Consider the following 13,306-nt stretch of genomic DNA (forward strand, 5'->3'; position numbering starts at 1 on the left):
CAGTCCGAATCGGCCGACGGGCGGGGAGGCGGGGCAGCGCCTACGCTGGATTCGGGCTGCGACCTCCCGGTCGGGGTGGTCGCTGACTGTTGACCACGGCGGAGGCGGGTCCTCATGAGCCAGAGTCGGACGCAGGGGTCGGGGGCGGTGGGTGGGGCTGGGGAGCCTGATCCGCGGCGGTGGTGGGGGCTTGTTGTCATTGCGCTGGCGCAGTTGATGGTGGTGTTGGATGCGACGATTGTGAATATTGCGTTGCCGTCTGCGCAGCGGGAGCTGCATATGTCGGATGCGAATCGGCAGTGGGTGATCACTGCGTATACGTTGGCGTTCGGTGGGTTGTTGCTGTTGGGTGGGCGGATTGCTGATCTGGTGGGGCGGAAGCGGGCGTTCGAGGTGGGGCTGGTCGGGTTTGCCATTGCTTCTGCGTTGGGTGGGGCGGCTTCGGGGCAGGGGTTGTTGTTCGGGGCGCGGGCGTTGCAGGGGGCGTTTGCGGCGATGTTGGCGCCGTCCGCGTTGTCGTTGTTGACGACGACGTTCACGGACGGGAAGGAGCGGGGGAAGGCGTTCGGGATTTATGGCGCCATCGCGGGTGGAGGGTCTGCGATCGGGTTGATCGCGGGTGGGTTGCTGACGGAGTACCTGGACTGGCGGTGGTGTCTTTATGTGAATGTGCCGATCGCGGTGGTGGCCATCGCGGGGGCCTGGGTCTTTCTGCACGACCGGCGGGGGCACGGGGAGGCTCGGCTGGACGTGCCGGGTGCGGTGTTGGGGTGTGGTGGGCTGGTCGCGATTGTTTACGGGTGCAGTGAGGCGCAGCCGCGGGGGTGGGGTGATGGGCTGGTTGTGGGGTTGTTGGTGGGTGGTGTGGTGTTGTTGGCCCTTTTCGCGTGGTGGCAGGGGCGGGCGCGGTCGCCGCTGCTGCCCTTGCACATCGTGCGGGACCGGAATCGTGCGGGTGCGTTTCTGACCATGGCGTTGGCGGTCATCGCCATGTTCGGGATGTTCTTGTTCATGACGTATTACCTGCAGGTGGTGCTGGGGTATTCGCCGGTGAAGACGGGGATGGCGTTCCTGCCGGTTACGGCGGCGATCATTGTGGGGTCGACGCAGATATCGGCGCGCCTGCTGCACCATCTGCCGCCGCGGGCGCTGATGGTGCCGGGTGCGGTGTTCGCGGCGGCGGGGCTGTTCTGGCTGACGACGTTGACCGCGGAGCCCGCGTACGTATCGCATGTGCTGCCGTCCGAGCTGCTGATCGGCCTCGGGATGGGCCTGATCTTCATGCCGGTGATGTCCACGGCCACGTCAGGGGTCGCGCCGCAGGATTCCGGGGTGACGTCCGCGACGGTGAACACGGCGCAGCAGGTGGGCGGTTCGATCGGTACGGCGTTGCTGAACACCATCGCGACGTCGACGAGTGCGACGTACATCGGCAGCCACCTGGCGACGGCCGCGCGGGAGGCCGGCGGGCGTCTCACGCCCGCGATGCGGGAGGGCGTGGTGAAGGACGGGGTGGTGCACGGCTTCACGGTGGCCATCGGGTGGGGCGCGGGGATCATGCTGCTGGCGGCAGTGGTCGCGGGCGTGATGGTGAATGGGAAGGCGCCGAAGCATGGTGGTGCGTCCGGGCCCAGCGCACCCGGAGCGGCTGCGGACAGGGGCTGAGACACGGCTCGGAAAAAATCTTGGTCGTCGGTGTCGAGAATCCGTGAGCGGCTCCGTCCCCGTAGTGAACGCGACCACAATGGGCCGCACCAGTACGGAGGAGACCCACGATGGCCAAGTACCTGCTGCTGAAGCACTACCGCGGCGCCCCGGCTCCGGTGAACAACGTTCCGATGGACCAGTGGAAGCCGGAGGAGATCTCCGCCCACATGCAGTACATGCAGGACTTCGCGGACCGGCTGGAGAAGACCGGCGAGTTCGTGGACGGCCAGGCGCTGGCTGCCGAGGGGGCGTGGGTCCGGTACGACGGGGAGGGGCGTCCGCCGGTCACGGACGGGCCGTTCGCCGAGACCAAGGATCTGATCGCCGGCTGGATGATCATCGACGTCGACAGTTACGAGCGCGCCGTCGAGCTGGCCGGGGAGCTGTCGGCCGCCCCCGGGGCGGGCGGGAAGCCGATTCACGAGTGGCTGGAGGTACGTCCCTTCCTGGCCGCGCCGCCCACCGTCACGGAGTGACTCCGCAGATGGACGGGGCGCTGCTGCGGAGCCTCATCCCGAGTGTGCTCGCCGTCCTCGTCCGCCGCGGAGCCGACTTCGCGGCGGCCGAGGACGCCGTGCAGGACGCGCTGGTCGAGGCGGTCCGCGTCTGGCCGGACGACCAGCCGCACGACCCCAAGGGCTGGTTGGTGACCGTGGCCTGGCGCCGGTTCCTCGACGCCACCCGGGCGGACGCGTCGCGCCGCCGGCGGGAGGACCGCGTCGACCAGGAGCCGGCGCCCGGGCCCGCGCCCGCGGGGGACGACACGCTCCAGCTGTACTTCCTGTGCGCCCATCCGTCGCTCACGCCGTCGTCCGCGGTCGCGCTCACGCTGCGGGCCGTCGGCGGGCTCACCACCCGCCAGATCGCCCGGGCGTACCTGGTGCCCGAGGCGACGATGGCGCAGCGGATCAGCCGGGCGAAACGGACCGTGTCCGGCGTACGTCTCGACCAGCCCGGCGACGTCGCCACCGTGTTGCGCGTCCTGTACCTGGTGTTCAACGAGGGGTACTCCGGCGATGTCGATCTCGCCGCCGAGGCCGTCCGGCTCACCCGGCAGCTCGCGTCCGTGATCGACCACCCCGAGGTGGCGGGCCTGCTCGCGCTGATGCTGCTGCACCACGCGCGGCGCGCCGCCCGTACCGCGCCCGACGGCAGCCTGGTGCCGCTCGCCGAGCAGGACCGCGGCCGGTGGGACACCGGGGCGATCGCCGAGGGTGTCGCGATCCTCCAGGCGGCGCTCGCCCGCGACCGGCTGGGCGAGTTCCAGGCCCAGGCCGCGGTCGCGGCGCTGCACGCCGACGCGCGGACCGCCGAGGAGACCGACTGGGTGCAGATCGTCGAGTGGTACGACGAGCTGGCGCGGCTGACCGACAGCCCGGTCGTACGGCTCAACCGCGCGGTGGCCGTCGGTGAGGCCGACGGGCCGCGGGCCGGGCTGGCGGCGCTCGCGGAGCTGGACGACGCCTTGCCCCGCCATGCCGCGGTGGCGGCGTACCTGCACGAGCGGGACGGTGACCTGGCGACGGCGGCCCGGCTGTACGCGGAGGCCGCCGGAAAGGCGCCCAACCTCGCCGAACGCGATCACCTGACGCGCCAGGCGGCCCGACTCAACGCCCTGAGAGGGGACTGACAGGCGCCCGGCTGCTCAAGGTCCTGAGGGGGCTGGCAGGCGCCCGGTTCAACGACCTGGGAAGGAACTGACAGACCGCCCACCTCAACGACCTGGAAAGGAACTGACAGACCGCCCACCTCAACACCCGCCCTGCGGGCTGACTGCCAGGCGCCCGTCTCAACCCCCGCGGGCTGACAGACAGACCCCCGCGGAACAGCCCGGCACCGGACAGCCCGCCGCCGAACAACCCACCACCGAAGACCCCCGCACCGGACAGCCCGCCGCCGAACAACCCACCACCGAAGACCCCCGCACCGGACAGCCCGCCGCCGAACAACCCACCACCGAAGACCCCGCCTCAGTACCCTGGCCCCGTGTTCACCCCCGAGGGACCGACGCTCCGCGAGCTGACCGTGCAGGCGCTCTCCTCCGTGGAGCGCGGCTACGACCTGCTGGCACCGAAGTTCGATCACACGCCGTTCCGTACGCCGGACCGGATTCTCGACGCGACGGCGGAGGCGTTGCGGGAGCTCGGCCGGGGAGCGGCCGGGCCGGTCGGTGGCCCGGCCGGCGCAGCGCGCGCGGCCACCGCCCCGTTCGAGGCCGGGCTCGACGTCTGCTGTGGCACGGGCGCGGGCATGGGCGTGCTGCGGTCCCTGTGCCGGGAGCGGATCGTGGGGGCCGACTTCAGTACGGGGATGCTCGCGGCGGCTACGGAGAGGCTCGCGGCGGCCCGCCGGGCCGTGGCCGCGCCCCCGCGCACGGAGCCCGCCGTCACGTACGTACGCGCCGACGCCCGCGCCCTCCCCTTCACCTCCGCCTTCGACCTCGCCGTCACCTTCGGTGCCCTCGGCCACTTCCTGCCCGCCGAGCGCGCGGCCGTCTTCGCCGGGGTCCACCGGGCGCTGCGGCCGGGCGGGATCTTCGCCTTTCCGATCGCCGCGCCCCCGCACCCCCGCTCCGCGCTGTACTGGACGCTGCTCGGTTTCGACGCCGTGATGCGCGTACGGAATGTGCTGTGGCGTCCGCCGTTCGTCATGTATTACCGGACCTGCGCGCTGCGCGACATACGGGCGGATCTGCGCGAGGCCGGGTTCGCCGTGGAGCTCCTACCGGTACGCGGGGCCGCCCGCCGCGCCGACGGCAGCCCCGGCTGGGCCCTCGTGGTGGCCCGACGGCCCTGATCGCGCGGAAGAGACGATCAAGGGCCGTACAGGACGCGGAAACCAGGCACGGTCGCCCCGTACCCGTCCAGTACGATATTGACGTTCCGTAGAACAAAACCTCACTCACCGTAGCGACTTGGGAGCAGCCGGCAATGGCTCGACACCTCATCACCAGCGCCCTTCCGTACATCAACGGGATCAAGCACCTGGGCAACATGGTGGGGTCCATGCTCCCGGCCGACGTGTACGGGCGGTATATGCGCCAGCGCGGCCACGAGGTGCTCTACATCTGTGCCACGGACGAGCACGGCACGCCCGCCGAGCTGGCGGCCAAGGACGCCGGGCAGTCCGTCGACGCGTACTGCGGCGAGCAGCACGACGCGCAGAAGGCGATCTACGACGGCTTCCACCTGCAGTTCGACCACTTCGGCCGCAGCTCGTCGCAGCAGAACGTGGAGCTGACGCAGCACTTCGCGCGCAAGCTCCACGAGAACGGCTTCATCGAGGAGCGCGCCATCCGGCAGGTCTACTCGATCGCCGACGAGCGCTTCCTGCCGGACCGCTACATCGTCGGTACGTGCCCGCACTGCGGCTACGACAAGGCCCGCGGCGACCAGTGCGAGAACTGCACCCGCGTCCTGGACCCGACCGACCTGATCGACGCGCGTTCGGCGATCAGCGGCAGCAGCGACCTGGAGGTGCGCGAGACCAAGCATCTCTTCCTGCTCCAGTCCAAGCTCCAGGGCGAGGTCGAGCAGTGGATCGACGACAGCAGCGAGGAGTGGCCGACGCTGGCGTCGTCCATCGCCCGCAAGTGGCTGACCGAGGGTCTGCACGACCGGGCGATCACGCGTGACCTGGACTGGGGCGTGCCGGTGCCGGCCGACGTGTGGCCGGAGCTGGCCGCCGAGGGCAAGGTCTTCTACGTCTGGTTCGACGCGCCGATCGAGTACATCGCCTCGACGAAGGAGTGGGCGGACGCCGACCCGGCGCACCGCGACTGGAAGTCGTGGTGGTACGAGGCCGACGACGTGCGCTACACCGAGTTCATGGCCAAGGACAACGTCCCGTTCCACTCGGTGATGTTCCCGGCCACCGAGCTGGGCACCCGCGAGCCGTGGAAGAAGGTCGACTTCCTCAAGGCGTTCAACTGGCTGACGTACTACGGCGGCAAGTTCTCCACCTCGCAGAAGCGCGGCATCTTCACCGACGCGGCGCTGGAGCTGCTGCCCGCGGACTACTGGCGCTACTTCCTGATCGCCAACGCGCCGGAGTCCGACGACACGTCCTTCACCTGGGAACTGTTCTCCTCCTCGGTCAACAAGGACCTGGCGGACACCCTCGGCAACTTCGTCAACCGGGTGCTGTCCTTCTCCCGCAAGCGCTTCGGCGACGAGGTGCCGGCGGGCGCGGCGGCCGGCGAGGCCGAGGCGAAGCTGGGCGAGCAGATCGCCGAGCTGCTGGCGGAGTACGAGGGTCACATGGAGGCCCTCCAGTTCCGCAAGGCGGCCGCGGCGCTGCGGGCCCTGTGGAGCGCGGGCAACTCCTACCTGGAGGAGAAGGCCCCCTGGCTGGAGATCAAGACCGACCAGGAAGCGGCGGCGCTGACGCTGCGTACGGCGATGAACCTGATCCACCTGTACGCGGTCGTCTCGGAGCCGTTCATCCCGGCGGCGGCGAAGGCGATGCGCGGCGCGTTCGCGCTGGACGGCGATACGGCGGCCTGGGTCACGGCGGACGAGGCCCGCGCGCTGGCCTCGGTCCCGGCGGGTACGGCGTTCACCGTACCGCCGGTGCTCTTCGCGAAGATCACGGAGGATGACCTGGCGGCGTACCGGGAGCGGTTCGGGGCGGCGGAGTAGGCGCACGGCGCAGGCAGGTCGAGGGGCCCGGAACCGGTGAACGGTTCCGGGCCCCTCGGCGTTCGGCGGACGACGCCTACGCGGACGTAGCGCCGGTGCCTCCAGTCCCGCCGTACGGGTGCCAGCCCGCCGTCCGTACCGTGAAGCCCATGGGCTCGGGCAGAGGGATCTCCTGGCCGAAGATGCCCTTCGCGGTCTCGACGTAGTGGCGGCCGTCCAGCTGGAGCACGTGCCAGGTGGCGTCGTTGGGGTCGACGATCAGGTAGACGGGGATGCCGGCCTCGGCGTACCGCTCGCGCTTGTCCTCCCAGTCCCGCTTGATGGCCGTACGGGTCGTGGAGACCGTTTCCACGACGGCGAGGACGATCTGCGGCGGCAGGTCCGCTTCTGCGAAGTCGGGGGCCGGGCGGTCTTCCGCACGGATGATGACGGCGTCGGCACGGGGCCGGTAATCATCGGCCACCAAGATGCCGCGCTCGCTCCATGCCTCGAAAGGCTCTGGAGTGTGCCGGACGAGGCTGCGGGCGGGGAGGTCATGAACGATCCCCGGATTCGCCTGCACGACGAGTTCGCCGTCGAGCAGCTCGGCACGCAGACCACCGGGAATGTCCTGCTCGTGCCACATCTTGATGAGCGCATGGATGTTGCTGTCCACTGGAGGTCCTCCCAGCGCCCTGGCTCAGGTCCAGCTTAGGGCGCGGAGCCCGTGTCGAAGTCGCCGTTCGCTCCCATTTCGCGCAGCTCGGCGAGCGCTATGGCCCGACTACGCCGCCTGACCACCCACCTCCATCAACGCCATGTTGACGGTGTCCTTCTTGGTCTTCGTGCCGAGGAGCTTCTGGGCTTCCGCCAGCGCCTCGTCGTCGATCTCCAGCAGAAGTTTCGACATGCCGACCGGCCTCCATATATGCGCCTACGAAAACCGGCACGCCGCCTCAGTGCACCCAGCCCTTCAGCGGCTCGGTGTCCAGGTCGATGCCCACCGGGTCCGGCAGGGTGACCACCTTCCCGAACGGCACGGTCAGGAGCATCTCGTAGCGTCCGCCGTCGGGCTGCGAGTGCACTTGGACCTCGCAGGTGTCCCGGTCGATCAGCAGGTACACCGGGATGCCGGTCTCGGCGTACGCCTTGGGCTTGTCCTCGCGGTCCCGGCGATTGGTGTCGTAGTCACGGGAAGTGACCTCGACGGCCATGAGCACTCCCTCGGCATCCGCCCACTCACCCTGGCCGACGAAGGCATCACTCGATGCGAGGCAGCCGTCGGGGCGGGCATTGCCCTTGCGGTACGTCTCGACCCGCAGGCCCTGATCCGGATGCAGCCACCAGTCGACGTCGGCCTGGATACACACGCGTGTCAGCCACTGGATGATCCGCCCGTGGTCGCCGTCCGGCAACGCCTTTTCCCCGATCTTCCCGTTGATTCGTTCCAAACGCAGCGCCTCGTCCACGCGCACACCGAGGCGAGCCAGCTCCTCGAACTGCTCCTGGCTCAGGACACTCGTGTGCTCTTCGACGACGCCCACGTCGGTCTCCTCCGGGATCGGTGGTGCCTTCCACCGTACGTCTTCCCGATACACCACGACCGGACTCTCTGCGAGCTGCGTCATGCCCGGAGCGTGGCACGCGAAAGGGCCCGCGATCATAGGATCGCGGGCCCTTCACAGGTACGAACGAACTACTTCACCTGCGGCTTGCGGATCGACAGGTGCAGCTCCTTCAGCCGCGACTCCTCGACCTCGGTCGGGGCGCCCATGAGCAGGTCCTGGGCGTTGCCGTTGAGGGGGAAGGCGATGGTCTCGCGGATGTTGGGCTCGTCGGCGAGGAGCATCACGATGCGGTCGACGCCGGGGGCGATGCCGCCGTGCGGCGGGGCGCCGAACTTGAAGGCGCGGAGCATGCCGCCGAACTCGGCCTCGACGGTCTCCTTGTCGTAACCGGCGATGGCGAACGCCTTGTACATGACGTCCGGCTCGTGGTTACGGATGGCGCCGGAGGACAGCTCGACACCGTTGCAGACGATGTCGTACTGCCAGGCCAGGATGTCCAGCGGGTCCTTGGTCTCCAGCGCTTCCAGGCCGCCCTGCGGCATGGAGAACGGGTTGTGGGAGAACTCGATCTTGCCGGTGTCCTCGTCCTTCTCGAACATCGGGAAGTCGACGATCCAGCAGAAGCGGAACTCGCCGTCGACGAAGTGGCCGGTGCGCTTGGCCGCCTCGACGCGGACCGCGCCCATGATCTTGGAGACCTCGTCGAACTCGCCGGCGCCGAAGAAGACCGCCGAGCCCGGCTTCAGGTCCAGGGCCTCGACCAGGGCCTTCACGTCGTCCTCGGTGAGGAACTTGGCGATCGGGCCGGTGAGCGCGTTCTCGTCACCCACGCGGACCCAGGCCAGGCCCTTCGCGCCCTGCTGGACGGCGAAGTCACCCATCTGGTCGAAGAACTTGCGCGGCTGGTCGGCGGTGTCCGGTACGGCCAGGGCGCGGACGTGCTTGTCGGCGAAGGCCTTGAAGCCGGAGCCGGCGAAGACCGAGGAGACGTCGACCAGCTCCAGCTCGGCGCGGAGGTCCGGCTTGTCGGAGCCGTACTTGAGCATCGACTCGCGGAACGGGATGCGCGGGAACGGCGAGGTGACCGTGCGGCCGCCGCCGAACTCGGTGAACAGCTCGGTCATCAGCTGCTCGATCGGGCCGAAGACGTCCTCCTGCTCGACGAAGCTCATCTCGACGTCGAGCTGGTAGAACTCGCCCGGCGAGCGGTCCGCGCGGGCGTCCTCGTCGCGGAAGCAGGGCGCGATCTGGAAGTAGCGGTCGAAGCCCGCGATCATCAGCAGCTGCTTGAACTGCTGCGGGGCCTGCGGCAGCGCGTAGAACTTGCCGGCGTGCAGACGGGACGGGACCAAGAAGTCGCGGGCGCCCTCGGGGGAGGTCGCGGACAGGATCGGCGTCGCCATCTCGTTGAAGCCGAGCGCGGTCATCTTGTGCCGGATGGCGGAGATGACGGCGGTGCGCAGCATCAGGTTGCGGTGCATCCGCTCGCGGCGCAGGTCGAGGAAGCGGTATTCGAGGCGCTTCTCCTCGTTGACGCCGTCCTCGGTGTTGATCGTGAACGGGATCTGCTCCGCGGCGCCCAGCACCTCGACGGCGGTGACCTCGACCTCGATCTCGCCGGTGGGCAGGTCGGGGTTGACGTTGTCCGCGCCGCGCGCGCTGACCTTGCCGTCGATACGGACGACGGACTCCTTGGTCAGCGAGCCGAGCGCCTCGTTGGCGGGGGTGCCGGGGCGGGCGACGAGCTGGACCAGACCGTAGTGGTCGCGCAGATCGATGAAGAGGATGCCGCCCAGGTCACGTCGGTTGTGCAGCCAGCCGCTGAGGCGGACATCGGTGTCGACGTCCGCGGCTCGGAGCTCGCCACAGTTATGGGACCGGTACCGATGCATCGCTCATCCAAGTCGTCGCAAGTGGAGATGTGACAGTTTCCGCTCCAGGTTACCGGTCACCCCGCCGGCAGAGGTTGTCATATACGCGTCATAAAGGCCATGGGATGATGGTCCTGTCCGCCGCGCTGGTCGGCTCCCCTCAAACCCACATAAAGTGATGCAATGCGCACCAAGGACCTCCTGGCCGCCACCGCGACCGGCCTGTGGCGCTGGGACAACGTCTCGGGTGAAGTGAGCCTCGACGCCGAGACCGCCCGGCTGCTGGGCCTGCCCGCGGAGCCCGTCGAGCTGTCCGAGGCGGCGGTGCGCTCCCGCCTCCACCCGGCCGACTTCGCCGAGATCACCGGCATCGTCAACCTCGCCGTCACCGAGGACAGCATCGCCGAGGCGCGGCTGCGCGTCATGGACAGCGCCGGCCGGGTGCTGCGCACCGTCCGCACCCGCTCCCGCGCCTTCCTGCGCAGCGAGACCGACCACACGGACTACGAGCTGGTCGGCACCGTCCAGGAGATCATCGAGGCGCAGCCCGGCACCGCCTCCCCGCACGCCCCGGCCTCCGGCGACTGGCGCCGCTCCCGTGAGGCGTTCCTGCTGGACGCGGGCCGCGCGCTCGCCGAGGCGCACTCCACCGCCGAGGTGCTGCGGGTCGCCGCCGGCCTGTCCATGCCCGGCTTCAGCCCGGACGGTCTGGCGGTCTTCGGCATCGAGGGCGACCGGATCTCCGTCATCGGCCACCACGGGCACAAGCAGGGCGACATCGCGCCCTTCGTCGACATGCCGGTGGACACCGATTACCCGGCGGCCGAGGTGGTGCGCACCGGCCGCGCCGTCTATCTGCCCACCCCCGAGGACTACCGCCGCCGCTACCCCGCCACCTGGCCGCTGGCCGAGCCCTTCAACCGCACGTCCTGGGCCTTCCTGCCGCTGGTCAGCGCGGGCCGCACGATCGGCGCCTGGATGGCCGGCTTCGGCACGCCGGTCGCCTTCACGCCCGACGAGCGCTCGGTGCTCACCACCGTCGCCCGGATGCTCGCCCAGGCGCTGGCCCGCGCCGGTGACCAGGAGTCGCGGCGCGAGCTGACCGACGGCCTCCAGCGCAGCATGATGCCGACGGTGCACCCGGACATCCCCGGGATGACGGTGGCGGCGCGGTACGTGCCGACCGGCGGCGGCCTGGAGGTCGGCGGCGACTGGTACGACATGATCACGCTGCCGTCCGGGCGGATCGCGCTGGTCATCGGCGACGTACAGGGCCATGACGTACGGGCCGCCGGCCTGATGGGGCAGCTGCGGATCGCGCTGCGCGCCTACGCCTCGGAGGGCCACCACCCGGACGCGGTGCTCTCCCGCGCCTCCCGCTTCCTGTCCGGCATCAACGACACCGAGTTCGGCGGCGAGGACCCGCGCTTCGCCACCTGCCTCTACATCGAGGTGGACCCGGCGACCGGCCTGCTCGACATCGCGCGGGCCGGCCACCCAGATCCGACCGTCCGGATGGCCGACGGGACCGTACTGGTCCGGCCCACCGCGGGCGGCCTGCCGCTGGGCATCGTGCCGGACACCGATTACCCGACCACCCGGCTCGTCCTGGAGCCCGGCGAGACGATGCTGGTCTGCACGGACGGGCTGATCGAGACCGGCGGACACGACCTGGAGTCGGGCTGGGCGCGGCTGCGCAACGTCATCGAGACGTACGGGGCCGAGGACCCGTCCGGCAACGCCACGGACGTGGTCGCGCCGGCCCTGGAGGACACGGCGGGCCTGGAGAAGCTCGCCGACGCCCTGGTCCAGGCCGTGCACGGCCCGTCCTCGTACCACACCACCGGCCCGTTCCTGGACCGCCGTGAGGACGACATAGCGATGCTGCTGCTGTGCCGCGCGGGCGGCAGCTGCGGGGTCGGTACGGGCGGCTCGGCGGCGCACCAGCCCGTACGCCGGACCGTGCTGACCGTCCGGCAGGCCGAGCCCGAGCGGATAGCGGAGGCCCGCAACCAGGTGCGGGACGTGCTGCACGACTGGGGCGACGAGGACCAGGTCGACTCGGCCGTGCTGATGGTCTCCGAGATGGTCACCAACGTGCTGATGCACACCGACGGCGACGCGCTGCTGGTCGCGGAGATCACCGGCGCGAAGGGCAGCCGCCGCATCCGGGTCGACGTCGCCGACAGCAGTGACGAGCTGCCGCACCGCCGCACCCCCGGCGAGCTGGCGTCCTCGGGGCGCGGCCTGATGCTGATGGAGCTGCTGGCGGGCGCGTGGGGCGTGGATCCGCGCGGCGACGGCAAGTCGACGTGGTTCGAGCTCTACGAGGACGCGGCGGACGGCGCGGAGCCGTCGCTGCCGGGCCTGGACGCCTTCTCCGACGACTCGCTGCCCGAGCCCGCGGCGTAGTGCCGGCGCAGCTCCGAGAGCACGCCGAAGGCCGCCGCGGTCAGCGGCACGGACAGCAGCATGCCCATCACCCCGGCGACGCTGGCGCCCGCGGTGATCGCCAGCATCACGATGGCCGGGTGCATCTGCACCGTACGGCTCTGCACGATCGGCTGGAGGATGTGGCCCTCCAGGAAGAACACCACCAGGACGATGCCCAGTGTCCAGATCGCGATGGCCGGGCCGCGGTCGTCGGCGAACGCGACCAGCACGGCGACCGAGCCGGACAGGAACGAGCCCAGGTACGGGATGTAGGCGCCCACGAAGACCAGCGCGCCCAGCCCGAACGCGCCGGGCACCTGGAGGATCAGCAGGCCGACGGTGATGCCGATCGCGTCGATCAGCGCGATCAGCGTCGTACCGCGCATGAAGCCCTCGATGGCCTGGAAGCCGCGGCGGGCCATCTGCTCCAGGCCGGGCGCGGAGTCGCCGGGGGCCCAGTCGTGCAGCGCGCGGACGGCCTTGTCGGAGTCGCGCAGGAAGAAGAACGTCAGGAACAGGGCGAGTACGGAGGCGGCGAGGGTGGCCGCGACGACGCCGACGCCCTCCAGGACGCCGGTGGCCGCGGTGCCGCCGAACTTCCCTATGAGCGGCTTGGCGTTGGAGACGATGTCGTCCAGTGACGTGCCGGCGGCGCCGAAGTGCCGGGACACCTCCTGGACGGCGTCCTTGAGCGAGGCGATGATCTGGTCGCCGGTGTCGATCAGCGCGCTGACCACGATGTACCCGGCGCCGCCGACCACCACGACCAGCAGGGCGCAGGTCAGCCCGGCGGCCAGCGAGCGGTTGAGTTTCATCGCCACCAGCCGCCGGTAGACCGGTCCCAGCAGCGCGCTGCCGAGCAGGGCCAGCAGGACGGGCGTGACGGCGGCGCTCAGGGTCACGCACAGCCAGACGCCGACGGCCGCCACCGCGGCGACGAGCAGGCCCACCCCGCACCAGGCCGCGGCGCGGCGGGCGGCGGCCGGGAGCAGTGGCTGACGGTCCGGGGATCTCAGATCGTTTCGCACCCTGCCAGTGGATCACGAGGCCGCCCGCGGGCGGCGGCATTCCGCCGCGAGCGGATGCGAGCCTGCCGCGGTCGGGGGCG

The 13,306-nt window shown here is 70.3% G+C and carries 11 protein-coding genes; 6 read left to right on the forward strand and 5 right to left on the reverse strand.

Going from position 1 to position 13,306, the window contains the following annotated elements:
* Positions 1–114: 114 nt before the first annotated feature.
* From AB0L45_RS05735 to metG, 5 genes are all read left to right on the forward strand, one after another.
* Positions 115–1,665: an MFS transporter gene (locus AB0L45_RS05735; RefSeq protein ID WP_365836503.1), complete on the forward strand. Its 1,551-nt coding sequence runs from the start codon at positions 115–117 to the stop codon at positions 1,663–1,665.
* Between the two features lie 110 nt (positions 1,666–1,775).
* Positions 1,776–2,183: a YciI family protein gene (locus AB0L45_RS05740; RefSeq protein WP_365836505.1), complete on the forward strand. Its 408-nt coding sequence runs from the start codon at positions 1,776–1,778 to the stop codon at positions 2,181–2,183.
* Between the two features lie 8 nt (positions 2,184–2,191).
* On the forward strand, positions 2,192–3,337 hold the full coding sequence (locus AB0L45_RS05745; RefSeq protein ID WP_365837036.1) for a DUF6596 domain-containing protein: 1,146 nt from the start codon (positions 2,192–2,194) through the stop codon (positions 3,335–3,337).
* 356 nt (positions 3,338–3,693) lie between these two features.
* On the forward strand, positions 3,694–4,503 hold the full coding sequence (locus AB0L45_RS05750; RefSeq protein ID WP_365836507.1) for a class I SAM-dependent methyltransferase: 810 nt from the start codon (positions 3,694–3,696) through the stop codon (positions 4,501–4,503).
* Positions 4,504–4,637: 134 nt separating this feature from the next.
* Positions 4,638–6,347, forward strand: coding sequence for a methionine--tRNA ligase (metG, locus tag AB0L45_RS05755; RefSeq protein ID WP_365836509.1), 1,710 nt, complete (start codon positions 4,638–4,640; stop codon positions 6,345–6,347).
* A gap of 76 nt (positions 6,348–6,423) precedes the next feature.
* On the opposite strand, the gene AB0L45_RS05760 is transcribed toward metG, so the two are convergent.
* The 4 genes from AB0L45_RS05760 to aspS all read right to left on the reverse strand — a co-directional run bounded on the left by AB0L45_RS05760 (position 6,424) and on the right by aspS (position 9,786).
* Complete coding sequence (locus tag AB0L45_RS05760) at positions 6,424–7,002, reverse strand: Uma2 family endonuclease (protein WP_365836511.1); 579 nt, start codon at positions 7,000–7,002, stop codon at positions 6,424–6,426.
* 108 nt (positions 7,003–7,110) lie between these two features.
* The gene (locus AB0L45_RS05765; protein ID WP_365836513.1) at positions 7,111–7,236 is read right to left on the reverse strand and encodes a type II toxin-antitoxin system VapB family antitoxin; all 126 of its coding nucleotides are present in this window, start codon (positions 7,234–7,236) and stop codon (positions 7,111–7,113) included.
* 46 nt (positions 7,237–7,282) lie between these two features.
* Entirely contained in the window at positions 7,283–7,954 is a 672-nt protein-coding gene (locus AB0L45_RS05770) for a Uma2 family endonuclease (RefSeq protein WP_365836515.1), read from the reverse strand.
* 68 nt (positions 7,955–8,022) lie between these two features.
* Positions 8,023–9,786 (reverse strand): aspartate--tRNA ligase, encoded by a 1,764-nt coding sequence (gene aspS / locus AB0L45_RS05775; protein WP_365836517.1) that lies wholly within the window; start codon positions 9,784–9,786, stop codon positions 8,023–8,025.
* A gap of 162 nt (positions 9,787–9,948) precedes the next feature.
* Between aspS and AB0L45_RS05780 the strand changes: the two genes are divergently transcribed.
* Complete coding sequence (locus AB0L45_RS05780; RefSeq protein WP_365836519.1) at positions 9,949–12,177, forward strand: SpoIIE family protein phosphatase; 2,229 nt, start codon at positions 9,949–9,951, stop codon at positions 12,175–12,177.
* Here the strand turns inward: AB0L45_RS05780 and AB0L45_RS05785 are convergent.
* On the reverse strand, positions 12,090–13,226 hold the full coding sequence (locus AB0L45_RS05785; RefSeq protein WP_365836521.1) for an AI-2E family transporter: 1,137 nt from the start codon (positions 13,224–13,226) through the stop codon (positions 12,090–12,092). The genes AB0L45_RS05780 and AB0L45_RS05785 overlap by 88 nt on opposite strands.
* Between the last annotated feature and the right edge of the window lie 80 nt (positions 13,227–13,306).

This window comes from Streptomyces sp. NPDC052496, assembly GCF_040679095.1.
Classification (GTDB): domain Bacteria; phylum Actinomycetota; class Actinomycetes; order Streptomycetales; family Streptomycetaceae; genus Streptomyces.